Below are 22140 nucleotides of genomic sequence, written 5' to 3' on the forward strand. Positions count from 1 at the left end.
TAGCAGGATCTCTGCCACAACTGTCGTAGCAACTACGCGTGTTGACGGGAAGTGTCCATGCCAAGACTATTCGGGCCTCAACAGGATCAACCAGAAACATTCACGGCTCATCTATTGCCTGTCCATACCATGCCCATGTCATGACTGTGTGACGGTTCGACAATCGCCTTCTTGACTACCCCCCTCGGCGCGCGCCACAGTGAAGCCCGGCATCCGGCGCGTCGGGGGGCAAAGTCGCCAATGCAGACCTTAGGCATCAAGTCACCTTCACCAGACGGCGACCCCGAGGACTCCGGGGCGGCGCGGACCGGGCCGGGGAGGGCCCTGTCACCGCTGCTCGCGGGGGCCACGACCGCCATCGGTGGGGTCGGCGCGCTGCTCGCGCTCGTCGACGCCACATCCGTACTGCGCGGCCCGTGCGCCCTGTTCTTCCTGCTCGCGGCGCCCGCCATGGCGCTCGCCGCGGCGCTGCGCGGGCTGGATCCGTTCGGCCGGGTGCTCTGCGCGCTTGCGGGCTCGGTCGTCGTCACCATGCTGGTCGCCCAAGGCATGCTCGCGGTTCACCGCTGGTCGGTCCGCGGCGGGGTGCTCGCCGCGACCGCACTGAGCGGGCTCCTGCTGCTCGCGGTCCTGCTGCGGGAACGAATTTCCGGAAAACGCACACAAGTCCGAGCAACACCGGCCAAGGTTGTGTAACGGCCAAACCAACAAAATCGGGAGGGAGCCCTTCAGGGCTTGCCTTTCGGGTTCAATCGTCAATACCGTCGTACATCTCACCCGCACCGGCACGTCGGCACACGGCTCCAGGGGAGGGCTCAGGGCCGCGGCGTCACCGGCGCGGGGCGCGGTAGGGGGGTGCCGTGCTCGGTGACCGCAACTGTGACCGAGCCGTGCCGCGCGACCGGCTGCCTTTCTTCTCCGGCGGACCGGCCAGCTTTGCCAGCTCATCGGCGTGCACGGAGATCAATTCTCAGATCGATTTCCCGTGCCGAAGATGAGAACCCCCCTTTCGAACCGGACACAGAGCCGGGCCGCCCAGGGGCGGGCGGTCCACCGGACGAGAGGGAAAAGACTCATGAGTTCCGTCCTGCGCCCGCCGAGTTCGGGCCAAGATCCTTTCATCGCGGCCCACTACCGGCCCATCTCCTCTCACCTGGCGATAACCCCGCCGGTGAGCGTGGTGATCCCCGCCATGAACGAGGCGGAGAATCTCCCCTACGTCTTCAAGACGCTCCCGGACTGGATACACGAAGTCGTTCTCGTGGACGGCAATTCCACGGACGACACCGTCGACGTGGCCCGTTCCCTGTGGCCGGACGTCAAGGTCGTCGGACAGCGCGGCAAGGGCAAGGGGGATGCGCTGATCACCGGGTTCGAGGCGTGCAGCGGCGACATCATCGTGATGGTCGACGCGGACGGCTCCGCAGACGGCGGCGAGATCGTCAGTTACGTCTCCGCACTGGTCTCCGGCGCCGACTTCGCCAAGGGCTCGCGGTTCGCCAACGGCGGCGGCACCGACGACATGACCTTCATCCGCAAACTCGGCAACTGGGCACTGTGCACCGTCGTCAACCGCAAGTTCGGCGCCCGCTACACCGACCTGTGCTACGGCTACAACGCGTTCTGGCGGCACTGCCTCGACAAGATCGACCTCGACTGCACCGGCTTCGAGGTCGAGACGCTGATGAACATCAGAGTGGTCAAGGCCGGCCTGAAGGTCCAGGAGATCCCGAGCCACGAATACCTCCGCATCCACGGCACCAGCAACCTGCGGGCCGTGCGCGACGGTTTCCGGGTGCTGAAGGTCATCCTCAAGGAGCGCTCCAACCGGCGCGAGCTGCGCCGCCAGGAACGCCACTCGCCGCTGCTCGACACGGTCGGGGGAGAGGTGTCGTGAGAGATCCCGGCATCTCCGTCGTGATCTGTGTGTACACCGAGGACCGCTGGGAGGACATCCTCGCGGCGGTCTCCTCGGTGCGCGCGCAGTCGTACCCGGCGCTGGAGACGCTCCTGGTCGTGGACCACAACCCGGCCCTCAAGGACCGGCTGGAGCGCGAGTACAAGGACACCGAGGGCGTCCGGGTCCTGCCCAACGCGGGCCCGCGCGGCCTGTCCGCCGGCCGCAACACCGGCATCGCCGCCTCCCACGGCGAGGTCATCGCCTTCCTCGACGACGACGCCGTGGCCGAACGGGACTGGCTGCGCCGCTTCGCCGAGGGGTACGCCGACCCGCGCGTGATGGCGGTCGGCGGTCGTACGGAGCCCATCTGGGCGTCGGGCCGGCGGCCGGCCTGGTTCCCGCGGGAGTTCGACTGGGTGGTCGGCTGCACCTACCAGGGGCTGCCACCGGGCCGGGTCCAGGTCCGCAACGTCCTGGGCGGAAACGCTTCCTTCCGGCGCACGGCGTTCGAGGCGGCGGGCGGTTTCGCCACCGGCATCGGCCGCGACGGCGACCGCCGTCCGCTGGGCTGCGAGGAGACGGAGCTGTGCATCCGCCTCACCCGCGCCCGCCCCGACGCCGTCCTGCTCATCGACGACCGGGCGGTGATCCACCACCGGGTGCCCGCACCCCGCGAGCACTTCGCCTACTTCCGCACCCGCACCTATGCCGAGGGACTGTCGAAGGCGCTGGTGGCGAAGAGCGTGGGCGCGGACAAGGGCCTGGAGTCCGAACGCCGGTACACCACCCGGGTACTGCCCGCCGGGGTCGCCCGTGGCCTGCGGGACGCCCTGCTGGCCCGGCCCGGCGGCGCCGGACGCGCGGGCGCGATCGTCGCGGGCGTGCTGAGCGCCGCCGGCGGCTATGCGGTGGGCACCCTGCGGGCACGGCGGGGCGACACGAGGTTCTCGGTGGTACCGATCCCGGCGGCGCCGGCCTCGGGAGGCACCGATGAGTGACACGCCTGTGCCGATCCTCATGTACCACTCCGTCTCCGTCGCCCCCAACGACGCCACCCGCGCCCTGTCGGTCGCGCCCGAGGCGTTCGCCGAGCAGATGGCGCTCATCGGCGACCTGGGCCTGACCCCGGTCACCACCGCCCACCTCGCGGCCCGCTGGCGCTCCGGCCGCCCGCTGCCCGCGCGGCCGGTGCTGATCACCTTCGACGACGGCTACGAGGGCGTGCACCGGCACGCGCTGCCCGTCCTCGCCAAGCACGGCTTCCCGGCCACGCTGTTCGTGTCCACCGGCTGGATCAGGGGCGCCCACGACACCGGAGGCGGCCTGGACACCATGCTCGACTGGCCGCAGGTGCGTGAACTCGCGGACGCCGGCGTCGAGATCGGCGGGCACAGCCACACCCACCCGCAACTCGACCAGCTCGACGCGGAAACGCTGCGCACGGAACTGGACCGCTGCACCGAGATCGTCACGGACGAACTCGGCATCCGGCCGGTGTCCTTCGCCTACCCCTACGGTTACTCCGACCGCAGGGTCCGCGAGGCCGTGCGCGCGGGCGGGTACGCCCAGGCGCTCGCCGTGGGCAACGCCCTCGCCCGCCGCCGCCAGGGGCCGTACGCGCTCCAGCGCGTCACCGTCCGGCGCGGCACCGGCGTGGAGGAGTTCGAGCGGCTGCTGCACGGCCGTGCCGTCACCCGCACCTTCGCCGGGGACCGCGCCCTCACCAAGGGGTACGCCCTCGTCCGCAGAGCCCGCCAGGTCCGCCGGAAGGCCATCCGTTCCCGTGTCTGACACGACCACCACGACCGAGGCCGCGACGACCGCCGCAGAGACGTCCGGGAAGTCCGGGCGCCGTCTGCGGCTGCCCGGGACGGGCCGGTCCGCCGGCGGCAGCCCGCTGTTCCGCAACGCCTACGCGCTGATGCTCAACACCGGCATCTCCGCCGTCCTCGGCCTCGGCTTCTGGCTGGCCGCGGCCCGCTACTACTCCGAGGACGCGGTCGGACAGGGCTCGGCCGCCATCGCCGCGATGAAGTTCCTCGCCGGACTGACCGCGGTCACCCTGACCGGCGCCCTGGCCCGCTTCATCCCCGTGGCCGGCAGACGCACCGGACGGCTCATCTCCCTCACCTACGCCGGCAGTTCCCTGCTGGTGGCGGTCGCCGCCGGGGTGTTCCTGCTGACCCTGGACGCCTGGGGACCGTCGTACGGATTCCTGCACGGTTCCGTCAAGGGCCTGGGTTTCCTCGTGGCGGTCGCCGCCTGGAACGTGCTCACCCTGCAGGACGGCGTGCTGACCGGGCTGCGCAGCGCGACCTGGGTGCCGGTGGGCAACACGGTGTTCTCGGCGGTGAAGCTGGCCCTGCTCGTCGCGTTCGCCGTCGCCCTTCCGACCACCGGTGTCTTCGTCTCCTGGGTGGCCGCGATCGCCACTTCGGTGGTGCCGCTGGGCTGGCTGGTGTTCCGGCGGCTGGTGCCCCGGCACGTCAAGGCGACCGAGGGCCGCACCGAGCCGCCGACGTTCAAGCAGGTCGGACGGTTCCTGGCCGGGGACTACACCGGCTCGCTGTTCTCGCTCGCCGTGGTCTACCTGGTGCCGGTGATCGTCGCAGCGCAGGTCAGCTCCGCGGAGAACGCCTACTTCTACATCGCCACCACCATCGGCGGTACGACGGACCTGCTCGCCATCAACATGGGCGCGTCCCTCACCGTCGAGGGCTCGCACGACCCGGGGCGGCTGGCCTCCAACACGCGTGCCGCGCTGAAGCGGATGGCCCGGATCATGCTGCCGATCGCGGCCCTGTGGATCATCGGGGCGCCCTGGATCCTCGGCGTGTTCGGCGAGGGCTACGCGGGCGCGGCGACCCCGCTGCTGCGCTGGCTCGCGGTCGGCTCGGTGCTGCGGGTCGTCATCGAGACGTACTTCGCGGTGCTGCGCGCGCGCAGCCGTACCGCCGGACTCGCCTGGCTGCAGGGCCTGTTGTGCGTACTGGTGCTGGGCCTGACCCTGCTGCTCCTGCCCCGGATGGGGCTGACCGGCGCGGGCGTCGCCGAAGCCGCCAGCCTCGCGGTGATCGCGGCGATCGCCGCGCCGAAGCTCTGGAGGACGATCCGGACCGCGCCCGCCGCCGTGCCCGACACGGTGGCGCCCGACGGGGATCTCGCCGACCTGGGCACCCCCGATGTCCCGGCCTCCTCGCCGGCTCGCCGGCAGTCCCCGGCCTGGGCGCTGGACTCCGACACCCTCGCCTTCGGCATCCACGTCGACTTCGACCATGTGGAACGCCGGCCGGACGTCCGCCCGGGGCCCGGCACACCGCCCGCGGGTACACCGGTGCCCGCGGCGGGGCCTCCGCTCGGGCCTCCGGTGGGGCTTCCGGTGGGGCTTCCGGTGGGGCTTCCGGTGGAGGAGAGACAGCCCGGCAGCGAGGCGTCGCTGGGCCCGGCCGAGGCCGAACTGCTGCGGGAGGCGGAGGCGGCGGAGGTGGACGCGCCGTTCACGCAGGAGGAACGGGAAGCCTCCTTCGACAAGCCCGTCCGGTCCGCCTCCGACACCGCCGTACCGGACGAGACCGTCGCCGAGGAACCCGTGCCCGAAGAGCCCCCGGTACCGGTCCCGCTGCTGCGGCGGCTGCTGCCCACCCGCTCCGGTGTCGTCCTCGGCTGTCTGCTGATCGCCGCGCTGCTGCTGTACTGGGTGCCCGCGCTGCGGCTCGGCGAGGCCGATCTGGACCGGATGGGCGGCCTCGGGCTGATCTCGGTGCTGCCGCCGCCGACCCTCGTCGGAGCGGCCCTGCTGATCACCGTCTTCGCCGCGCTGCTCTGGCTGCGCCGCGAGCACCGGGCGCTGCTGCTGGTCACGCTGGTGGCGACCGTGGTGTCGCTGCACGCGCTGCCCGCCGTGATCGAGGCCGAGCCGCGGTTCCCGACGGCCTGGCAGCACCTGGGGTTCATCGACTACATCGACCGCACCGGGTCCGCCGTACCGGACCTGGACGCCCGCTGGAGCTGGCCGGGCTTCTTCGCGGTGGCCGCGTTCGTCGGCCGGGTCTGCGGGGTCACCGACTTCACCGAGGTCATCCGCTGGTGGCCGACCGCGATCCAGCTCGCCTATCTGGCCCCGATGTTCCTGCTGACCCGGTCGCTGCGGGCGAGCTGGCGGGCGAAGTGGACCGGCATCTGGCTGTTCGTGCTGTGCGGCTGGGTCGGCCAGGACTACTTCTCGCCGCAGGGCTTCACCTACCTGCTGTACCTGATGTTCGTGGCGATCCTGCTGGTCTGGTTCCGCCCGCCGCGCGTGATCTGGACGAGGTTCCGCCCGGGCGAGGCGGAGGTGGAGCCGGTGGACCGGCGCGGGCGGGCGGTCCTGCTCCTGGTGCTCATCGGTCTGTACGCGGCGAGCGTCCCCGCGCACCAGCTGACCCCGTTCGTCATGCTCGGTGTGCTCGCGGCCCTCGTCCTGCTCGGCCGGTCCGAACTGCGCGGCCTGCCGCTGCTGTTCGCGGTGCTGGTCGCGGTCTGGGTCGGCTTCATGGCCGAGCCGTACTGGTCGGGGCACTTCAACGACCTGTTCGGCGGCGTCGGCGGGGTGGGCAGCAATGTCTCGACCTCCGTCTCCGGCCGGATCCAGGGCGGCAGTTCGACCCACAAGCTGGTGCTGTACACGCGGGTCCTGCTGGCCGGATCGGTGATGGCGTTCGCCTGCTGGGGCTGGTGGCGCCGCCGTTTCCACCGCTACCGCGAACGCTCCCTGCTGGTGCTGACCTTCGTGCCGTTCCTCGGCTTCGGCATGCAGTCGTACGGCGGAGAGATGGCGCTGCGCGTCTTCATGTTCGCGGTACCGGGCGCGGCGCTGCTCGGCGCCCTCGCTCTCTTCCCGCGCACCGGCGCCACCGCGAAGGAGCGCGAGAAGGACCGGATCAGCCTCGCCCCGCCGGCCGCGCTGCTGGCCGGGCTGCTGCTGATGGGCGGCTTCCTGGTGGCCCGCTGGGGCAACGAGCCGTTCGAGCGCGTCCGGCCCGGCGAGGTGGCGGCCATGAACTGGGTGTACGCCCATGACAAGCCGACCGTACGGCTGCTGTGGCTGACCCAGGACACGGTCAACGACGTGACTCCGGCGATGCCGTGGGGCGCGCGGGACATGGAGCGGGTGAACTATGTGCCGACGCTCGCCCCGACCGACCCGGTGCTGGTGTCGGGCCTGGTCAAGGCGCTCAAGGGGGCCGGACCGAACTCGTATCTGATGATCAACCGCAGTCAGGTGACCTATCTGCAGCTGGACGCGGGCTACTCCGCGACCTGGGAGTCCCGGTTGATCGAGAATCTGGACGACCGGCAGGAGCTGACGAAGGTCCTGGTCAACGACGACGTCACGGTGTTCGCGCTGCGCAGGCAGCCGACGGGCGCGGTGCCGAAGCCGCACCCCGGCCCGATCGGGCCGCAGGTGACGTGGACCCCGTGGTCGGTGGTCGGCGCGCTGTCCGCCGTCGTCCTGATCCTGCTGCTGGCCGCGCGGGAGGTCGTACGGGTCGCGGTCCGGCCGGGCGTACGTCAGCTGCGGCTGCTGCAGGGCACGTTCTGGTTCGCGCTGCCGCTGCTGGCGGTGGTGCTGGCCTCGCTGGTGCAGCGGTTCCTGACCATGAAGTGAGGACGGCTCGGCCGTTCAGCGGTCGAGCCACTTCACGTCGTACGGGCCCATGTCGAACCGCTTGCCGTCCACCTGCGCGCTGATCGTCCGGTTGCGGGTGTTGACCACGAGGACGGTCCTGGCGCTGGCCAGGACACGGACGTTGGGCACGTCGTCCGCGGCCACGGGCACGTTCTCGTACCGCGTCCCCGGCGGGAACGCCTTGGCGAACCGGGACACCAGGCCGTACATGGGCAGGGCCCTGCCCCCGCCGGCGCCGTCGGTGGGGGTCCACAGACAGCCCGCGCAGCCGGTGCCCGTCCTGTCCTCCGGGTTCCAGTAGAAGCCGGAGCCGGCGCCGCCCTTGACCATGGCGATCATCCCGGTGGCCTGGACGGCGACCCTGTGCGGCTCGGACCAGCCCTTGCGGTCGTCGTTGCCGTCGCCGGGCTCCACGTAGTACTCGGCCCACCACAGCGGCAGGTCGCGGGTCTGCCGCCGCACCCACGCGCCGACCGCCGTGAGCTTGTCGGTGGCCGCGAACTCGTCGGGCCTGAGCTCGTCGTCGCGGGTGTAGCTGGAGCCGTCGACCACGGTGAAGTCGGCGCCCGCCTTGTGTTCGTTCCAGTACGAGAAGGCGTCGAGCACCCGCTGGTCCATGGCGCCCCAGGGCCCCTTCAGCGCGGTGGAGGCGTCCTTGTCGCGGGGGCCGACGCTGTCCATCACCAGGTAGGGCCCGCCGACCATGATGTCCTTGTCGACCTTCTTCAGCGCCTTGTACACCAGGTTGTACATCCTGGTGTATCCCTCGTAGTCCCAGCGGGACCCGGCGTCGTTCCAGAATCCCTTGAACTCGTTCCAGACGATGAAGTGCTTCACGTCCGGATAGCGCCGGGCGACGGTGGCGGCGAGGTCGGCGAAGTCCTGGTAGTGGTCGGGGGTGGGGGCGGTCTCCAGGGCGGCCTGGCTCCAGTCCGTCCTGTCGACCCCGGCCTTGCCGCCCTTCATCCAGTCCGGGGAGCAGCACAGGGTGATCACCGGGGTGCCGCCGGAGGCCCGCATGAAGTCGATACGGCGGTCCAGCGCGCCGAAGTCGTAGTGCCCCTCGACCGGTTCGGGGTTGTCGGCGCCCCAGCCCATGATGTGCTGGTTCTGCGCCAGTCCGCCGTTCTGTCCGAGCAGTTGCCGCACGCGCGCGGTGGCGGCCGTGGCACCCTCGTCGGCGCTGTACTGGGTGTGGGTGAAGCCCCAGCCGACATACGGCTCGGGTTTCGCTGCGGTCGTGGCGGGGGTGCCGTGCACCTTGTCGCCGTCGCGTGTGGTGCCCGCCGTACTGGCCCCGCCGGACAGCGTGCCGAACAGGGTCACCGCCAGGGCCAGTACGGCCGCGCCCACACCGAGCAGGGCGGTGAGCCGCCACCGCCGAGTATCCGATTCCCACCCATGACGTGCCATCGGGGACAACAGTAACGGCGGAACCGAGGGCGCGGGCAGGTCTTGGAAAGAGCGTGAAATCTCTCCCAGGACGGCCGGCAGCCGGCGAACAACGCTTCCGCCGACGCGAAATGCCGTGCGCACAGCACATTCGTGCCGGATCATGGCCCCATGTCTGCGAACCCACACGACGCTCTGCCGATCCGGCTCCACGTCGACGACTCCGACTCGCCGTCCGACGTCGTCGACGCGCTGTTCCTCGGCCGCTTCGCGACGGGCGAGCAGCCGTACTCGCACGCGGCGAACATCGACCGCGTCCGCTCCGGCGCGACGCTGCTGCCGGACGGCGCCCGAGTGCTGCGGGTCGCCCGCGACGACGACCGCAGCGCCACCCTCGCCGAGGGCGAGGGCTGGACCCTGCTGGTCTCCCGCTGGAACCGCGGCGCGGACGTCACGGTCACCGCGACCAGCGCCGAACTGGCCAAGAGGATCCTCGACCAGGCCACGGACGGCGCCGCCGACGAGCCGGAACCCCAGCCCGAGAACGTGACGATGGGCTTCTGGTACGTCTCCCCCAGGCGCGGCCCGCACCGCACCACCCGGCAGATCTCGGCGGGCACCTGGGACGAGGTGCGGCCCAACTACACGGCGCCGGTGGCGGACGCGATGGACCGCCTGATGAAGACGACCCCGGAGGACATCGCGGGCCGGCTGCTGCTGCTGCACGGCCCGCCCGGCACCGGCAAGACCTCCGCCCTGCGCACGCTGGCCCGCTCCTGGCGCGACTGGTGCCAGGTGGACTGTGTCCTGGACCCGGAGCGGCTCTTCTCGGACGTCGGCTATCTGATGGACATCGCGATCGGCGAGGAGGACTCGGCGGGCAAGGGCCGCTGGCGCCTGCTCCTCCTGGAGGACTGCGACGAGCTGATCCGCGGTGAGGCCAAGCACACGGCCGGCCAGGCCCTGTCGCGGCTGCTGAACCTCACCGACGGCCTGCTCGGCCAGGGCCGCAACGTCCTGGTCGGCGTCACCACCAACGAGGACCTGGAGCGCCTGCACCCGGCCGTGGTCCGCCCGGGCCGCTGCCTGGCCCGTATCGAGGTGGGCCGGCTGACCCGCCGGGAGGCGGTGAACTGGCTGGGCACCGATGAGGGCGTCGGCCGGGAGGGGGCGACGCTCGCCGAGCTGTACGCGCTGCGCCGGGGCTCCTCCCCGACCTCGGTGCCGGGGGCGCGGGACGGCGCGGACGCGGGCCTGTACCTGTAGTGCTTTGATGGTGCTGTGACCTTGTTCGTCGGCACCTCCGGGTGGCAGTACAAGGACTGGCGGGACCTCGTCTATCCGGCCGGGGTCCCCGCGCGGCTGTGGCTGGAGGAGTACACGCGGCTGTTCGCCACGGTGGAGATCAACAACGCGTTCTACCGACTGCCGTCGTACGACACCTTCACCGCCTGGCGCGACCGCGTCCCCGCGGACTTCGTGGTGGCGGTCAAGGCCAGCCGCTACCTCACGCACATCAAGCGCCTGAAGGAGCCCGAGGAACCGGTCCACCGCCTGATGAGCCACGCGGCGGGCCTCGGCGACCGGCTGGGCCCGGTCCTCCTCCAGCTGCCGCCCACCCTGCGCGTGGACCCTTCCCTCCTGGACACCTGCCTGGCCTGCTTCCCGCCCGGTACGAGGGTCGCGGTGGAACCCCGTCACGACTCCTGGTGGACACCGGAGGTGCGCGAGGTGCTGTCGGCCCGGGGCGCGGCCCTGTGCTGGGCGGACGTCCTGGCCCGCCCGGTCACCCCGCTGTGGCGCACCACCGACTGGGGCTACGTCCGCTTCCACCAGGGCCGGGCCCGGCCCTGGCCCCGCTACGGCCGCCGCTCCCTGGAAACCTGGGTGGACCGCATCGCGACGACGTGGTCGGAGGGGGAGGACGTGTACGCGTACTTCAACAACGATCCGGGTGGGGCCGCGGTGCTGGATGCGGTGGTGTTCGGAAAGGCGGCGGGACGGGCGGGGCTGACGGTGACCAGAACGCCGGAGCCGATGTCACGCCGGTAGCGCGCCACGCCCTCCTCAGCCCTCCCCGTAAGCCGCGCGCAGGGCATCCCGCACGGCGGCCAACGCCTCCGGCTCCCCCAGCCCCAGCCTCCGCACACGTTCCACGTACGCCTGAGCAGCCAGGGAGGCCTCACGTTCCGCGGCCGAGCCGGCGGCAGCCACAAAGGTGCCGTTGCGCCCCCGCGTCTCGATCACCCCGTCGTTCTCCAGCGCCCGATAGGCCTTGGCCACGGTGTTCACGGCGAGGCCCAGGGACTCGGCCAGCCCGCGCACGGTCGGCAGCCGGTACCCCACCGGCAGCGCCCCTGACCGTGCCTGCTCGGAAATCTGCGCGCGCACCTGCTCGTACGGGGGCGCGCTGTCATCGATGCGGATCTTCAGGCTCACACGGTGATTGTCCCGTACGCGCCGGAAAATGAGAGGCGTCCCCGGTCCGCCTCCGCCTATCGTGCCTGCCCATGGCAGTGATCGTGCGCGACCTGCGCCCCGATGTACCGGCCGATACCGAGGGCTTCGCCCGCGTCCGCCGGCTCGCCCTTCCGTACATCCTGTTCACCTCGGACTCGATCCGCCACGACGCCCTGCACATGCCGCACGAGGCCCGCTACCGTCCGCTGATCGCGGAGGAGGACGGCGAGATCATCGGCACGGCTCAGGTGCACCTGGCCCACGACAGCACCGAGCCGGGCCAGGGCCTGCTGAACATCTACGTCCGACCCGACCGGACCGGTCGCGGCGCCGGCCGGCTCCTGCTGCGGGCGGCCGAGCAGTACCTCACCGCCCAGGGCGCGACCCGGCTGCTCAGCTGGGTCCTGGACGAACCGGCCAACCGCGCCTTCGCCGAACGGCACGGCTATCGCAGCAGCCGGTCCGCGCACTTCCTGCGCCTCGATCTGGCGGGCTCCGCCCTCCCGCCCCTCCCAAAGACCCCGCCGGGCGTCGAGCTGCGTACGGCCGCGGACTTCGCGGACGACCCACGCCCGCTGTTCGAGCTGGACGCGGAGACCCTGCTGGACGAACCGGGTGACGTCGACTGCGCGTTCCGCGACTACGAGGCCTGGATCGAGCAGCACTGGAAGCATCCGCTGCTGGACCGCGACCTGACGGTGGCCGCGTGTGTCGCGGGCCGTCCTGTCGCCTTCAGCGTGGCCTACACCGACGGCGGCACAAGGTACACCACGGCGATGACCGGCACAGCTCGCGCCCACCGGGGACGCGGACTGGCCAAGCTCGCCAAGATCCACTCCCTGTACCGGGCCCGTGCGGCCGGCGTCACCGAGGCGTTCACGGGCAACGACGCCGGGAACGCACCGATGATCGCGATCAACAAGTGGCTCGGCTATGAAATCTGCGCGACGGAGGTGCGCCATGTCCGTGAACTCGACTGACACAGCGGCTGGGTTGGAGGTGGTCCTGGTCAAGGCCGGCCGGACGAAGATCCGTTATCCGGCCGAGCTGCTCCAGGACGACGGCACCCGGATCGCGGTACGCGCGCCCTGGGCGGGCTCCGGGATCCGCGACTTCGGCTTCGTCCGCTTCGAGCCGGGCGACCTCTTCACCGAGTACTACTGGCGCGACCGCTGGTACTCGGTGAAGGAGGTCCGCGCCGCCGACGGCGCCCTGAAGGGCTGGTATTGCGACATCACGCGTCCGGCGATCCGCGACGGCGGTGACCTGGTCGTGGAGGATCTCGACCTGGACCTGTGGCGCTCCGCCGACGGCACGGACGTACGGCGCCTGGACGAGGACGAGTTCGCCGAGAGCGGGCTCGCGCAGAGGGACCCGGAAGCCGCGTCGGCCGCCGTGGCCGCCCTCGGGGAACTGGAGACGCTGGCCCGCACCGGCGGCTTCGCGGAACTGCTGTCCTGACTCCCTCGGCGACACCGGCCGGGTGCAGCACGGGGACGCCCCTCACAGGGTGTCCCCGTTCGGCCGCGAGAAGCGACAGGTGCGCCTCGTCTCATTCGTCATGCGCCGGGAGTGACACCCGCCACTGACAACCCGGCTCCGATGAGGAACGCTCCCCGAAAGCGTCTACCTGCGTGACAACGCGAAACCCGGTAGGCACGCAAGGAGGCAGCCATGCGCCGCGCAACCGTGCACAAGCCCCCGAAGAAGACGGACAGCCGCCGGATCCGCGAAGAGGCGGAGGAGCGCCCCGCGGGGCGTCCCGAGGTGCGCAAGGACATCGCCCGCATCTGGTGGCCCGACGGCTGACCCCGCCGGAGCCGTCAGTCCAGCCGCTTGCGGTAGTGGATCCGGTCGTAGGGCCCGTCCACGCGGCGTTCCACGACGTCGTATCCGTACTTCGGATAGATCTTCTGGTTCTCCCACATCAACGCGTTCGTGTAGAGCCTGATCTCATCGAGCCCCAGCTCACGCGCGTGTGCGTCGACGAAGTGCAGCAGCCGCCGCCCGACGCCCGTGCCGTGGGCGTCGGGGTGGACGGCGATGCTGTCCAGGAAGAGATGGCCGGCGAACGCCTCGACCACCACCAGCCCGACCACGGGCTCCCCGGTGACGAACACCTTGCCGCCGGCCACGTTCGCCGCGTGGTCCGCCTCCATGGGCTGCGGCACCACACCGATGCGCTCGATGTAGTGGTGATAGGCCGCGTCCGTCACCGCCTTGACGGCCGGCACATCGTCGGCGACGGCGGGCCGGACGTGCTGCGGGTCCTTGTGGATCATGGACGCAGGCTACCTACCCGAGCGCAGTCCGAGTAGTGCCTCGACGGCAGGTCAACAGACTGACCGACCTCAGTGCTGACTGTTGCGGAATCCGATGACCACGGCGCCCCACCAGCAGGCCTGAGACACCAGAGCCGTCGCGGTCCCCCAGGCGAGGAGGCGCGGGCCGAGCGCGGCACCGCCCTGTTGCAGCATGCGTCTGTTCAGGAGCCCGGCCTGGAGGCCGTTGAGGGTGAGGGCGAGCACCAGCCCCAACTTGATGCGGGTCGACGCGAAGCCGAGGTCGGGGTGGAGCATCACGCCGCTGGCCACGAGACCGACGAGGCCGGTCCAGACGGGGACGTGGAGGTGGGTCGTGCTGTTCAGGGCATCGCGCAGAGTGCACCGGCCCGTCAGATACAGGAGCGCGTAGTAGTCGGCCACCAGGACAGCCCCGAAGCCGAGCACGAGCGAGGCCAGGTGGGCAAAGAGCGCCACGGTGTGGAGAGCGGCGTCCACTCGGAGGTGCAGGGATATCCATGCACAGGCCGAGAGGCCAAGACAGGCGGCGAGCGCGGCCGCTCCGACCGTCCACCATGTGTCGTACAGCCCCAACCGTCGGGTGGGTGCCGCCTTGAGGGAAGCGAGAGACTCCGAGGGCAGCACGGACACAGACGACTCCTAGGACAATCACAGGCGGGGTTTAGGTAAGGCTCACCTAACAGTGATGTCAAGTCAAGCCCGGAAAGTGAGTCCTACAAGAGGTGGTCGGCGGTAGTCCGCCATCTTCAGGGAGTGGACAGCGCCCCGGCGTCCGACTCGCCCTGAGAACTCAACCACCCCCGGTAGTCGTGCCTGGCTCACCGGGCGATCTCGTCAAGCAGCCCACGAATTCGCTTCTCGATCTCGTCGCGGATGGGGCGCACGGCGTCGACGCCCTGGCCGGCCGGGTCCGGGAGCTCCCAGTCGAGGTAACGCTTGCCGGGAAAGACCGGGCAGGTGTCGCCGCAGCCCATCGTGATGACCACGTCGGAGGCCTGGACGGCTTCGACGGTGAGGACCTTGGGCACCTCGGCCGAGATGTCGATGCCCGCCTCCGCCATCGCTTCGACGACAGCCGGGTTGACCGTGTCGGCAGGGGCGGATCCTGCGGAGCGCACCTGGACGCGGTCGCCGCCAAGGTGAGTGAGGAACGCTGCGGCCATCTGGGAGCGCCCGGCGTTGTGAACGCAGACGAACAGCACGGAAGGACGCTCAGCAGGGGTGTTCATGGCGGATGTCTTTCTCAGAAGCGGGCTGGTCACAGTGCCGGTGCGGCGATTTCGGGTTCGCCCTGAAGCGGTGCGGTGCCGGGTGTGGGCGCCGGGCGGCCGAAGACCGCGAAGACCAGCCCGAGGCCGAACGCGGCGCCGGCCAGCTGGGCGGCGATGAAGGGGCCGAGCGAGGCGGGGGCGATGCCGGCGAAGGTGTCGGTGAAGGCGCGGCCGATGGTCACAGCCGGGTTGGCGAACGAGGTGGAGGACGTGAACCAGTAGGCGGCGCCGATGTAGGACGCCACGGCCACGGGGCCGAAGTGGGCTCGCTGCGTGCGGGTCAGTCCGAAGATCAGCAGGATGAGTCCGGCGGTGGCGACCACCTCCCCCAGCCACAGGTGACCGGCGGAACGGTCGTGGCTGGACCACTGCACGAGCGGCTTGCCGAACATGGCGTCGGCCAGGACGGCACCGGCGACGGCTCCCGCGATCTGGGCCGGGAGATAGGCAGCGACGTCCCGCGCGGTCAGCCCGTCCTCGCTGCGGCGGCCGGTGAACCATGCCGCGAGGGTGACGACCGGATTGAAGTGCGCACCGGAAACCGGCCCGAGCAAGGCTATGAGCACGCCCAGGCCGAAGACGGTGGCCAGCGAGTTAGCCAGCAGTTGCACGCCGACGTCATGGGACAGCTCGGTGGCCTGGATTCCTGAGCCGACGACCACCGCGACCAGGGCGGCCGACCCAACAGCTTCGGCAAGGGCCCGGCGGCCCAGCGGGGCGGTCACGCGGTCGCCCCGGCCGTCTGCGACGTCTTCAGGAAGGCGGCGAGCCGGTCGAGGGTGGCGGGCAACACCCAGTAGTAGACCCAGGTGCCACGCCGCTCACAGTCGATCAGACCGGCCTGCCGCAGCAGCTTGAGGTGATGCGAGATCGTCGGCTGCGACAGGTCGAAGGCCGGGGTCAGGTCACAGACACAGACCTCACCGCCCGACCGCGAGGCGATCAACGACAGCAGGCGCAGCCGAACCGGGTCGCCCAGCGCCTTGAACAGCTTCGCCAGATCCGCCGCCTGACCCTCGTCCAACGGTGCGGCCACCAGCCCGGGACAGCACGCGCTGTTCTCCTCGCTCTGACCGAGCACCGCAAGCTCTTGCTTCGACATGCCTCTATATTGACATCCTTCGATCCATGCCGCAAGCTTGCATCGACAGAGATCAATGCAAGCCGATGGGAGTCCTGCCATGTCCCGTGCCCAGCTCGCCCTGCGCGTCAGTGACCTGGAAGCGTCGATCACCTTCTACTCGAAGCTGTTCGGCACCGAACCCGCCAAGCGGCGCGAGGGCTACGCCAACTTCGCCATCACCGAGCCCCCGCTCAAGCTCGTACTCATCGAGGGCGAGCCCGGCGAGGAAACCCGCCTGGACCACCTCGGCGTCGAGGTCGAGTCCACCGACCAGGTCAACGCCGCCACCACCCGGCTCAAGGACGCCGGCCTGGCCACCTTCGAGGAGAACGACACCTCCTGCTGCTACGCCCTCCAGGACAAGGTCTGGGTCCACGGCCCCGGCAAGGAGCCCTGGGAGGTCTACGTCGTGAAGGCCGACGCCGACACCCTCGGCAAGAGCGCCGACCCCAACGCCACCGGCGACGGCTGCTGCACCAGCCAGGCCACCGAGGAGAGCCCGGCAGCGGCCGGATGCGCCTGCGGCTAGTGAGCCGGACGGCCTGGTCAGCCCGGGCCCGTCCGTCTCAGTTTCCGGCTCATTCAGCGACGGACACCACCGTTCAAACGGGTTCGGCCCAGCGGTTGGCGGAGGCTGTAGCAAAGAGCCGCCAGTAGTCGACCCCTTGCAGCTCGATCTCTCTTGACGATGTCGCCGGATAGCCCGCGCCGTAGTGTGCCTTACAACCCCGGAGGTTGCAGTCAGGGCCGCCGAGCCGGTCCGCCCGCGCCCGCCGACCTTCAGGGGCCACGGCCCATGCGCCAGTTGCCTGCTGGGGCTGGTTATGTCCACCGAGTGTCGATGGCCCCCGTTTCAGACCCGTGCCAGACGCTGCGGGGAACCACGGGCAACACTGGGAAATCAACGGATCCGCCCACCAGGCGGCCACATGCTTCCGTCGCAGGTCAGCACCCATAGCGAGCCACCATCACCTTAGCTTCCCAAGCTGATGTCACATAGCTGTGCACGCCGGGGCCTTCTGTCAGCGTCGCCCAGTAGCCTGCGGCGATCACTCATGGCACGCCAAGCCGCCCCACCAGGACCTGGACGCTGGGCGCCTGCTCTACGTCGGGATAGCACCGCGGTACATGGCGAACCGGACCAGCACGCAGAAGCTGCGCAAGCGGGTGCGCTACCACTACCGGGGCAACGCGGCCGGCTCGACCCTACGGCTCACCCTCGGCTGCCTGCTCGGACTTGAACTGCGCCGCGTGGGCAGCGGCAAGCGGATGACCTTCGGCAAGGCCGGCGAAGCCACCCTGAGCCAGTGGATGGCGGACAACGCGCGAGTGTGCTGGATCGAGCAAAGCGAGCCGTGGGACCTCGAGTCACAGCTCACCCCTGACCAGCAAAAACCCAGGTCACCAAGAACCCCGGCAAGACCCAGGGCAAGAAGAAGTGACTTGCCGGTGCCGTATCGCAGCCTCGAGAGCTTCAATACGACGAGTCCGGCCCGTGTCGGACGGCCAGCAGGGCCACGTCGTCGTCGTTGTCCGGTGGGCGTGCCCGTGCCAACAGCTCGTTGGTGAAGGATTCCAGGGGGCGGTGGGCCAAGGACGCGGCGTGGCGGCGCAGACGGTTGAGGCCCTCGTCCAGGGTGTGGCTCGGGGACTCGATCAAGCCGTCGGTGTAGAGGAGCAGGGTTGCCCCGGGGAGCAGTTCCGTTGTCGCGTCGGGGCGGACCTGATCCGGTGTAACGCCCAGCAGGATCCCGTGGCCGTCGGTCAGATAGCGGGCTATGCCCTCACGGGTGACCAGCAGCGGCGGGGGGTGGCCCGCGTTGGTCCAGGACAGCTCGCACTGGCCGGCGTCGTTCTCACTCATGCGGGCAAAGACCAGCGTGGCCATGGAGACCTCCGCGATGTCCAGGGTCGCCCGGTCGAGCCATTCCACGATCTTGCTCGGTGGCTTCTGCTGGGACACCGCGTACGCGCGGAGCATGTTGCGCAGCTGGGCCATGCCGGCCGCGGCGTCTAGGTCGTGGCCGACGACGTCGCCGATGGCGAGGGCGGTGGCGCCGTCCGGCAGGGTGAACGCGTCGTACCAGTCGCCGCCGACCTCTGAGGCGTCCGGCGCGGGCAGGTAGCGCGCGGTCATGCTGCGGCCGGGCGTCCGCGGGAGCTTCGGCAGCAGATGGCGCTGCATGGTTTCGGCGACCTTGCGCTGGCGCTGGTAGAGGCGGGCGTTCTCCAGGCCGAGGCTGGCGCGTCGGGCGATGTCTTCCAGCAGGGCGGCCTCTCTCGCGGTGAACCGCTCGGGCTGGTCGGCACGGCCGAGGGTGAGGGCGCCCAGTACGTCGTGCAGGCTGCGGAGGGGGACCACGATCGCCGAGTGCATGCCGGTCGCCTCGAACAGGCGCCGCTGCTCCACCGCGATGCCGGAATCGGGTGGTCCCTGGTAGATCTCGGGGCCAGCGAAGGAGGACGTGACACCGCGCAGGGCCCGGGACAGGGGCATCGGGGACTCCTGGGGCACGGGCGGCATGGGGCCCTGGAGGTCCTCCCGGAACACCACGGTGCCGCCTTCGGCGTGGGCGACGGCAAAGCGCGACACTTCGTCCCGCTCGCTGATCAGGTCGATGACGGCCCAGTCGGCGATGCGAGGCACTACGAGGTTGATCAGGCGGCGCAGCGCCTCGTGGATGTCCAGGGTGGAGGTGAGCAGGGTGGTCGTCTCGGCGAGCAGAGCGAGCCGTTCCAGTTCGGAGAGCCGTCCGCCAGCCGGTGGCCGCTGGGTGGGACGCCCGGAGCGGCCGGTGGAGTGGAAGAGGAAGAGCGTGGCCGACGGACGGATACCGATGTCACAGGGTGTGGCCAGCCATGCCACTGGCAACAGCGTGCCGTCTCCGCGCTCGAGCCACTCCTCCTCACCCTGCTCCGTCCGCCCGCCGAGGACGCTCTCCCGCATCCGGCACTGGCCCCTCGGCACAGGCTCCCCGCAGCTGGTGCGGTGCAGCAGGTCATGGGCGTCCTGGCCGACCAGATCCGAGGCGGGGCGGGCCAGGAGTTCTTCACCACGCGCGTTGACAGCGACGATGAAGCCCTGCTCGTCCGTCAGGTAAGCACCGGTACCGAGGGCGTCGAGGGCAGTAGCAACCGCTTCCCGCGGACCATCCGGGCCCCTCATTGCTGCCTCCTGTCACCGGAAAAATCGCCTAGGACCCCTGGGATCCGGGTTCCCCATGGGTCACCGCTGACTCTCGCAAAGCGCACCACAGACCGCACCGGATCGAGCGGGGAACAGCGGGGAATCGCGGGGAAAGCAGCAACGCCCAACGCCACCACCGTAATAGCGTTCGCCCTGGTCAGCGCGCGATCCCACGGCACATGATCGCAGTTTCCCAAGCTGATGGCGGTAAACCGGGGTCGGCCTCGACTCAGACAGGCAGTGGCAGCTCCGTGCGGTCCTGACCTTGCTCCTTTGCAAGCACCGCGTTGACTGTCACGATCAAGCCGTGGCCAACTCTTCGAAGATCGCAAGTCGCCTGGACGCCTTCATGGACCTGATGGGCCCGGTGATCGGCGTCATGCTGCTGGCGGTAGGCATCGAGACCCACCGCAACGGTGGATCCATGGGCTGGCCCATCGCGGGAGCGGTCCTGTTTGTGATCAATCTCTGGGTGGCCTGGCGCCGCCTCGCCAGGCGCCGGAAACCGACACCGACATCCGCGCCGTAGCGACGCCGCGCACCCGCAAGCTTCTGACATCCACGGCTGACATCAACGACGCCGGACGGGGGCGCACACCAGCACCCTTGTCCGGCCGTCGCACCTGTCGACCGCGGTAGCTGAAGCGAGCTCGGATCGAACTCCAACCGAGGCGTCCGACGGCGAACGAACCCGAACCGACACGGACAGTCGCGCCACTCGGTGCAGGTGAGCCACAGGGTTCTTACTTCTCTTCCTGAGCCCTCGGTTAGTCCGGCCTTAACGGCACCATAAGGATCCCCTCCACCCGCCTCCAACAGGCGATTTCACGGTTTGTCGGCGCTAGTTTCGGATCGCCCCCACGGGATTCCAGCCCCATCGCAGGACCGTTTCCGGAGGAGTTCCGCATGCCCGCTCGTGCCCGCCGCGCGGCCGCCGTCGTCGCCGTGCTCGGCGTGCCGCCGCTCGCCCTGACCGCGCTCGGCGCCGCCCCCGCGTCCGCGCACGGTTCGATGGGCGGCCCGGTCAGCCGTGTCTCGCAGTGCTACGCGGAGGGGCCGGAGAGTCCGGAGTCGGCCGCGTGCAGGGCGGCGGTGGCGGCCGGCGGCACGCAGGCGCTGTACGACTGGAACGGCATCCGGATCGGCGACGCCGCGGGGCGGCATCAGAAGCTGATCCCGGACGGCAAGCTGTGCAGCGCGAACCACGCGGAGTTCAAGGGCCTCGACCTGGCCCGCGCCGACTGGCCCGCCACCCGCGTGCACAGCGGGTCGTACACCTTCAAGTACCGGGTGACCGCCCCGCACAAGGGCACGTTCACGGTGTATCCGACCAAGCCGGGTTACGACCCCGCGAAGCCGCTGGCCTGGTCCGAACTGGATCTGCGGCACCCGGTGGCCACCGTCACCGACCCGGTCGCCTCGGGCGGTTTCTACACGTTCTCCGGCACGCTTCCCGAGCGGTCCGGCCGGCAGCTGCTGTATGCAATCTGGCAGCGCTCGGACAGTCCGGAGGCGTTCTACTCCTGCTCGGACGTGGACTTCGGCGGCGGCCGCACGGGGCACACGGGCACCGCTCCCGCTCCGGCCGCCTCCGTGCCCTCCGACCGGCAGATCGCGGACGGTGCCGACAGGTCGGCGATGCGGCACCACGGTCACGGCGGCGATGCCACGGCCATCCCCGCCCGGCAGCCCACCACGGGGTCCGATGCGCCGAAGGCAGCCGGTGCTTCGGACCACCTCGCACAGACCGGTGCCTCCTCCGGCACCTCGTACGTCGCGGTCGGCGGCGCGGCGGCGCTGGCGCTCGGTTCGGCGGCACTGTTCCTGTCGGTGCGGCGGCGCGCGGCGGGTGGCACCCACCGCCGGTGAAGTTCCGGGGCCTGTCCGGCGGCTCAGGCCGGACAGGCCCCGGCGCCACGTCAGCTGAAGGCCGACGCGCAGGTGGTGGCGGTGGCCCGGGCCGGGTCGAGCGCGTTGGCCACCTCGTGGAAGGCGATGCGGTCGAACAGGCCGATGGCGACGTGCTCGGAGAGGTCGAGCGGGCACAGGTCCTGGAGCAGGACGTTGTGGACGTCCGAGCCGCTCAGGTACTGGCTCCGCCAAGGGGTGGCCACCTCGTCGTACTTGGTGGCGATGACCGTGTAGTGCACTCCGGGGACGGTGTCGCCGCCCGTGTTGAGCTCGGCGAGGAAGTCGGAGCCGGGGATCTGGTCGGCGAGCCCGGGGGTGGTGGCCTTGATCAGGTCCCCGGCGCCGGGGAAGTACGGCAGCAGGTTGGTGAGGCCGCTCAGGGTGGCGCCGTGGTTGTCCGGGGCCAGCCCGACGAGGGCGTTCACCTTGCCGGCTCCGCCGAGGAACTTCAGGTAGTAGCGGGGCATCATGCCGCCCTGGGAGTGGCCGACGAGGTCGGCCTTGGCGGCGCCGGTCGCGGCGAGCACCTTGTCGACGAAGGCGGACAGCTGCTCTGCCGACTTGTCGATGGGGCCGAGGCCGTGAAAGAGAGGGACGCCGGTCAGTTGGCCGTAGTCGAGGGAGAAGACGCAGTATCCGCGGTCCTTCAGATACGGGGCGAGGGACAGCCAGTTGTCGACCGAGTTGCCCAGAGTGCCGTGCACCAGGACGACCGGACGGGGATGGGCGGTGGAGGGCTTGCAGGAGAAGTCGTTCCAGCCCCTGCTGGGAGCGGCGTCGGCGGCGTGTGCGGTGGCGGCCGGAACGGCGGCGACGGCGGTGGTGAGGAGCAGTGCGGCGAGGGGTCTGAGCACGCGCTTCCAGGGCAGCATCGTGTGATCTCCTTGCGGCTCAAGGGAGGTGGGGGCCTTACCCTGTGATCCGG

23 protein-coding genes are annotated in these 22140 nt (G+C 70.4%); 14 read left to right on the forward strand and 9 right to left on the reverse strand.

Annotated elements, in window-relative coordinates:
- Positions 1-240 precede the first annotated feature (240 nt).
- The 5 genes from ACZ41I_RS39365 to ACZ41I_RS39385 all read left to right on the forward strand — a co-directional run bounded on the left by ACZ41I_RS39365 (position 241) and on the right by ACZ41I_RS39385 (position 7547).
- Positions 241-696 carry a hypothetical protein gene (locus ACZ41I_RS39365; RefSeq protein WP_468516396.1) on the forward strand — a complete coding sequence of 152 codons (456 nt, stop codon included), beginning with the start codon at positions 241-243 and terminating at the stop codon, positions 694-696.
- A 379-nt stretch (positions 697-1075) separates the two neighbouring features.
- A complete protein-coding gene (locus tag ACZ41I_RS39370) occupies positions 1076-1897 on the forward strand; it encodes a glycosyltransferase family 2 protein (protein ID WP_363215008.1) in 822 nt (273 codons plus the stop codon).
- On the forward strand, positions 1894-2898 hold the full coding sequence (locus ACZ41I_RS39375; RefSeq protein WP_363215009.1) for a glycosyltransferase family 2 protein: 1005 nt from the start codon (positions 1894-1896) through the stop codon (positions 2896-2898). Before ACZ41I_RS39370 ends, ACZ41I_RS39375 begins: the two co-directional genes overlap by 4 nt.
- A complete protein-coding gene (locus ACZ41I_RS39380; RefSeq protein ID WP_468516397.1) occupies positions 2891-3691 on the forward strand; it encodes a polysaccharide deacetylase family protein in 801 nt (266 codons plus the stop codon). The genes ACZ41I_RS39375 and ACZ41I_RS39380 overlap by 8 nt, the downstream gene beginning before the upstream one ends.
- Positions 3684-7547, forward strand: a complete 3864-nt coding sequence (locus ACZ41I_RS39385) for a lipopolysaccharide biosynthesis protein (RefSeq protein WP_468516398.1) — start codon at positions 3684-3686, stop codon at positions 7545-7547. The genes ACZ41I_RS39380 and ACZ41I_RS39385 overlap by 8 nt, the downstream gene beginning before the upstream one ends.
- Before the next feature lie 15 nt (positions 7548-7562).
- On the opposite strand, the gene ACZ41I_RS39390 is transcribed toward ACZ41I_RS39385, so the two are convergent.
- The gene (locus ACZ41I_RS39390; RefSeq protein ID WP_468516399.1) at positions 7563-8981 is read right to left on the reverse strand and encodes a GH39 family glycosyl hydrolase; all 1419 of its coding nucleotides are present in this window, start codon (positions 8979-8981) and stop codon (positions 7563-7565) included.
- A 150-nt stretch (positions 8982-9131) separates the two neighbouring features.
- Between ACZ41I_RS39390 and ACZ41I_RS39395 the strand changes: the two genes are divergently transcribed.
- Both ACZ41I_RS39395 and ACZ41I_RS39400 read left to right on the forward strand, forming a co-directional pair.
- Positions 9132-10226, forward strand: a complete 1095-nt coding sequence (locus ACZ41I_RS39395) for a DUF5925 domain-containing protein (protein ID WP_363215013.1) — start codon at positions 9132-9134, stop codon at positions 10224-10226.
- A gap of 15 nt (positions 10227-10241) precedes the next feature.
- Positions 10242-11012 (forward strand): DUF72 domain-containing protein, encoded by a 771-nt coding sequence (locus tag ACZ41I_RS39400; protein ID WP_468516400.1) that lies wholly within the window; start codon positions 10242-10244, stop codon positions 11010-11012.
- Between the two features lie 15 nt (positions 11013-11027).
- Here ACZ41I_RS39400 and ACZ41I_RS39405 read toward each other — a convergent pair whose 3' ends face one another.
- On the reverse strand, positions 11028-11399 hold the full coding sequence (locus ACZ41I_RS39405; protein WP_399775676.1) for a GntR family transcriptional regulator: 372 nt from the start codon (positions 11397-11399) through the stop codon (positions 11028-11030).
- Positions 11400-11470: 71 nt separating this feature from the next.
- Here ACZ41I_RS39405 and ACZ41I_RS39410 point away from each other — a divergent pair, with 71 nt between their 5' ends.
- From ACZ41I_RS39410 to ACZ41I_RS39420, 3 genes are all read left to right on the forward strand, one after another.
- A complete protein-coding gene (locus ACZ41I_RS39410; RefSeq protein ID WP_399775674.1) occupies positions 11471-12400 on the forward strand; it encodes a GNAT family N-acetyltransferase in 930 nt (309 codons plus the stop codon).
- Positions 12381-12881: a ribonuclease FAU-1 family protein gene (locus ACZ41I_RS39415; protein ID WP_363215017.1), complete on the forward strand. Its 501-nt coding sequence runs from the start codon at positions 12381-12383 to the stop codon at positions 12879-12881. Before ACZ41I_RS39410 ends, ACZ41I_RS39415 begins: the two co-directional genes overlap by 20 nt.
- Before the next feature lie 213 nt (positions 12882-13094).
- On the forward strand, positions 13095-13229 hold the full coding sequence (locus tag ACZ41I_RS39420) for a hypothetical protein (RefSeq protein ID WP_468516401.1): 135 nt from the start codon (positions 13095-13097) through the stop codon (positions 13227-13229).
- 14 nt (positions 13230-13243) lie between these two features.
- Here the strand turns inward: ACZ41I_RS39420 and ACZ41I_RS39425 are convergent, their stop codons facing one another.
- The 5 genes from ACZ41I_RS39425 to ACZ41I_RS39445 all read right to left on the reverse strand — a co-directional run bounded on the left by ACZ41I_RS39425 (position 13244) and on the right by ACZ41I_RS39445 (position 16096).
- The gene (locus ACZ41I_RS39425; RefSeq protein ID WP_468325688.1) at positions 13244-13702 is read right to left on the reverse strand and encodes a GNAT family N-acetyltransferase; all 459 of its coding nucleotides are present in this window, start codon (positions 13700-13702) and stop codon (positions 13244-13246) included.
- Between the two features lie 69 nt (positions 13703-13771).
- The gene (locus tag ACZ41I_RS39430; protein ID WP_468516402.1) at positions 13772-14353 is read right to left on the reverse strand and encodes a hypothetical protein; all 582 of its coding nucleotides are present in this window, start codon (positions 14351-14353) and stop codon (positions 13772-13774) included.
- 188 nt (positions 14354-14541) lie between these two features.
- Positions 14542-14952: an arsenate reductase ArsC gene (locus tag ACZ41I_RS39435; RefSeq protein WP_399775665.1), complete on the reverse strand. Its 411-nt coding sequence runs from the start codon at positions 14950-14952 to the stop codon at positions 14542-14544.
- A 29-nt stretch (positions 14953-14981) separates the two neighbouring features.
- Positions 14982-15719 carry an aquaporin gene (locus tag ACZ41I_RS39440; RefSeq protein ID WP_468516403.1) on the reverse strand — a complete coding sequence of 246 codons (738 nt, stop codon included), beginning with the start codon at positions 15717-15719 and terminating at the stop codon, positions 14982-14984.
- Complete coding sequence (locus ACZ41I_RS39445) at positions 15716-16096, reverse strand: ArsR/SmtB family transcription factor (RefSeq protein ID WP_399775661.1); 381 nt, start codon at positions 16094-16096, stop codon at positions 15716-15718. Before ACZ41I_RS39445 ends, ACZ41I_RS39440 begins: the two co-directional genes overlap by 4 nt.
- Positions 16097-16175: 79 nt before the next feature.
- Between ACZ41I_RS39445 and ACZ41I_RS39450 the strand changes: the two genes are divergently transcribed.
- Together ACZ41I_RS39450 and ACZ41I_RS39455 are read left to right on the forward strand one after the other, a co-directional pair.
- Positions 16176-16646, forward strand: a complete 471-nt coding sequence (locus ACZ41I_RS39450) for an ArsI/CadI family heavy metal resistance metalloenzyme (RefSeq protein WP_468325678.1) — start codon at positions 16176-16178, stop codon at positions 16644-16646.
- A 473-nt stretch (positions 16647-17119) separates the two neighbouring features.
- On the forward strand, positions 17120-17686 hold the full coding sequence (locus ACZ41I_RS39455) for a GIY-YIG nuclease family protein (RefSeq protein ID WP_468516404.1): 567 nt from the start codon (positions 17120-17122) through the stop codon (positions 17684-17686).
- Here the strand turns inward: ACZ41I_RS39455 and ACZ41I_RS39460 are convergent.
- Positions 17592-19283, reverse strand: a complete 1692-nt coding sequence (locus ACZ41I_RS39460) for a PP2C family protein-serine/threonine phosphatase (RefSeq protein ID WP_468516405.1) — start codon at positions 19281-19283, stop codon at positions 17592-17594. The genes ACZ41I_RS39455 and ACZ41I_RS39460 overlap by 95 nt on opposite strands.
- Before the next feature lie 328 nt (positions 19284-19611).
- Between ACZ41I_RS39460 and ACZ41I_RS39465 the strand changes: the two genes are divergently transcribed.
- Both ACZ41I_RS39465 and ACZ41I_RS39470 read left to right on the forward strand, forming a co-directional pair.
- A complete protein-coding gene (locus ACZ41I_RS39465) occupies positions 19612-19833 on the forward strand; it encodes a hypothetical protein (RefSeq protein WP_468516406.1) in 222 nt (73 codons plus the stop codon).
- Positions 19834-20210: 377 nt separating this feature from the next.
- Positions 20211-21173 (forward strand): lytic polysaccharide monooxygenase auxiliary activity family 9 protein, encoded by a 963-nt coding sequence (locus ACZ41I_RS39470; protein ID WP_468516407.1) that lies wholly within the window; start codon positions 20211-20213, stop codon positions 21171-21173.
- A gap of 50 nt (positions 21174-21223) precedes the next feature.
- Here ACZ41I_RS39470 and ACZ41I_RS39475 read toward each other — a convergent pair whose 3' ends face one another.
- Positions 21224-22087, reverse strand: coding sequence for an esterase/lipase family protein (locus tag ACZ41I_RS39475; protein ID WP_468516408.1), 864 nt, complete (start codon positions 22085-22087; stop codon positions 21224-21226).
- Positions 22088-22140 lie beyond the last annotated feature (53 nt).

This window comes from Streptomyces sp. NPDC030799 (assembly GCF_055572255.1).

Coding starts and splice junctions, on each gene's coding strand:
- ACZ41I_RS39365 (WP_468516396.1), top strand. CDS start 241: ATGCAGACCTTAGGCATCAAGTCACCTTCACCAGACGGCGACCCCGAG.
- ACZ41I_RS39370 (WP_363215008.1), top strand. CDS start 1,076: ATGAGTTCCGTCCTGCGCCCGCCGAGTTCGGGCCAAGATCCTTTCATC.
- ACZ41I_RS39380 (WP_468516397.1), top strand. CDS start 2,891: ATGAGTGACACGCCTGTGCCGATCCTCATGTACCACTCCGTCTCCGTC.
- ACZ41I_RS39390 (WP_468516399.1), bottom strand. CDS start 8,981: ATGGCACGTCATGGGTGGGAATCGGATACTCGGCGGTGGCGGCTCACC.
- ACZ41I_RS39395 (WP_363215013.1), top strand. CDS start 9,132: ATGTCTGCGAACCCACACGACGCTCTGCCGATCCGGCTCCACGTCGAC.
- ACZ41I_RS39410 (WP_399775674.1), top strand. CDS start 11,471: ATGGCAGTGATCGTGCGCGACCTGCGCCCCGATGTACCGGCCGATACC.
- ACZ41I_RS39415 (WP_363215017.1), top strand. CDS start 12,381: ATGTCCGTGAACTCGACTGACACAGCGGCTGGGTTGGAGGTGGTCCTG.
- ACZ41I_RS39420 (WP_468516401.1), top strand. CDS start 13,095: ATGCGCCGCGCAACCGTGCACAAGCCCCCGAAGAAGACGGACAGCCGC.
- ACZ41I_RS39425 (WP_468325688.1), bottom strand. CDS start 13,702: ATGATCCACAAGGACCCGCAGCACGTCCGGCCCGCCGTCGCCGACGAT.
- ACZ41I_RS39435 (WP_399775665.1), bottom strand. CDS start 14,952: ATGAACACCCCTGCTGAGCGTCCTTCCGTGCTGTTCGTCTGCGTTCAC.
- ACZ41I_RS39445 (WP_399775661.1), bottom strand. CDS start 16,096: ATGTCGAAGCAAGAGCTTGCGGTGCTCGGTCAGAGCGAGGAGAACAGC.
- ACZ41I_RS39450 (WP_468325678.1), top strand. CDS start 16,176: ATGTCCCGTGCCCAGCTCGCCCTGCGCGTCAGTGACCTGGAAGCGTCG.
- ACZ41I_RS39460 (WP_468516405.1), bottom strand. CDS start 19,283: ATGAGGGGCCCGGATGGTCCGCGGGAAGCGGTTGCTACTGCCCTCGAC.
- ACZ41I_RS39470 (WP_468516407.1), top strand. CDS start 20,211: ATGCCCGCTCGTGCCCGCCGCGCGGCCGCCGTCGTCGCCGTGCTCGGC.
- ACZ41I_RS39475 (WP_468516408.1), bottom strand. CDS start 22,087: ATGCTGCCCTGGAAGCGCGTGCTCAGACCCCTCGCCGCACTGCTCCTC.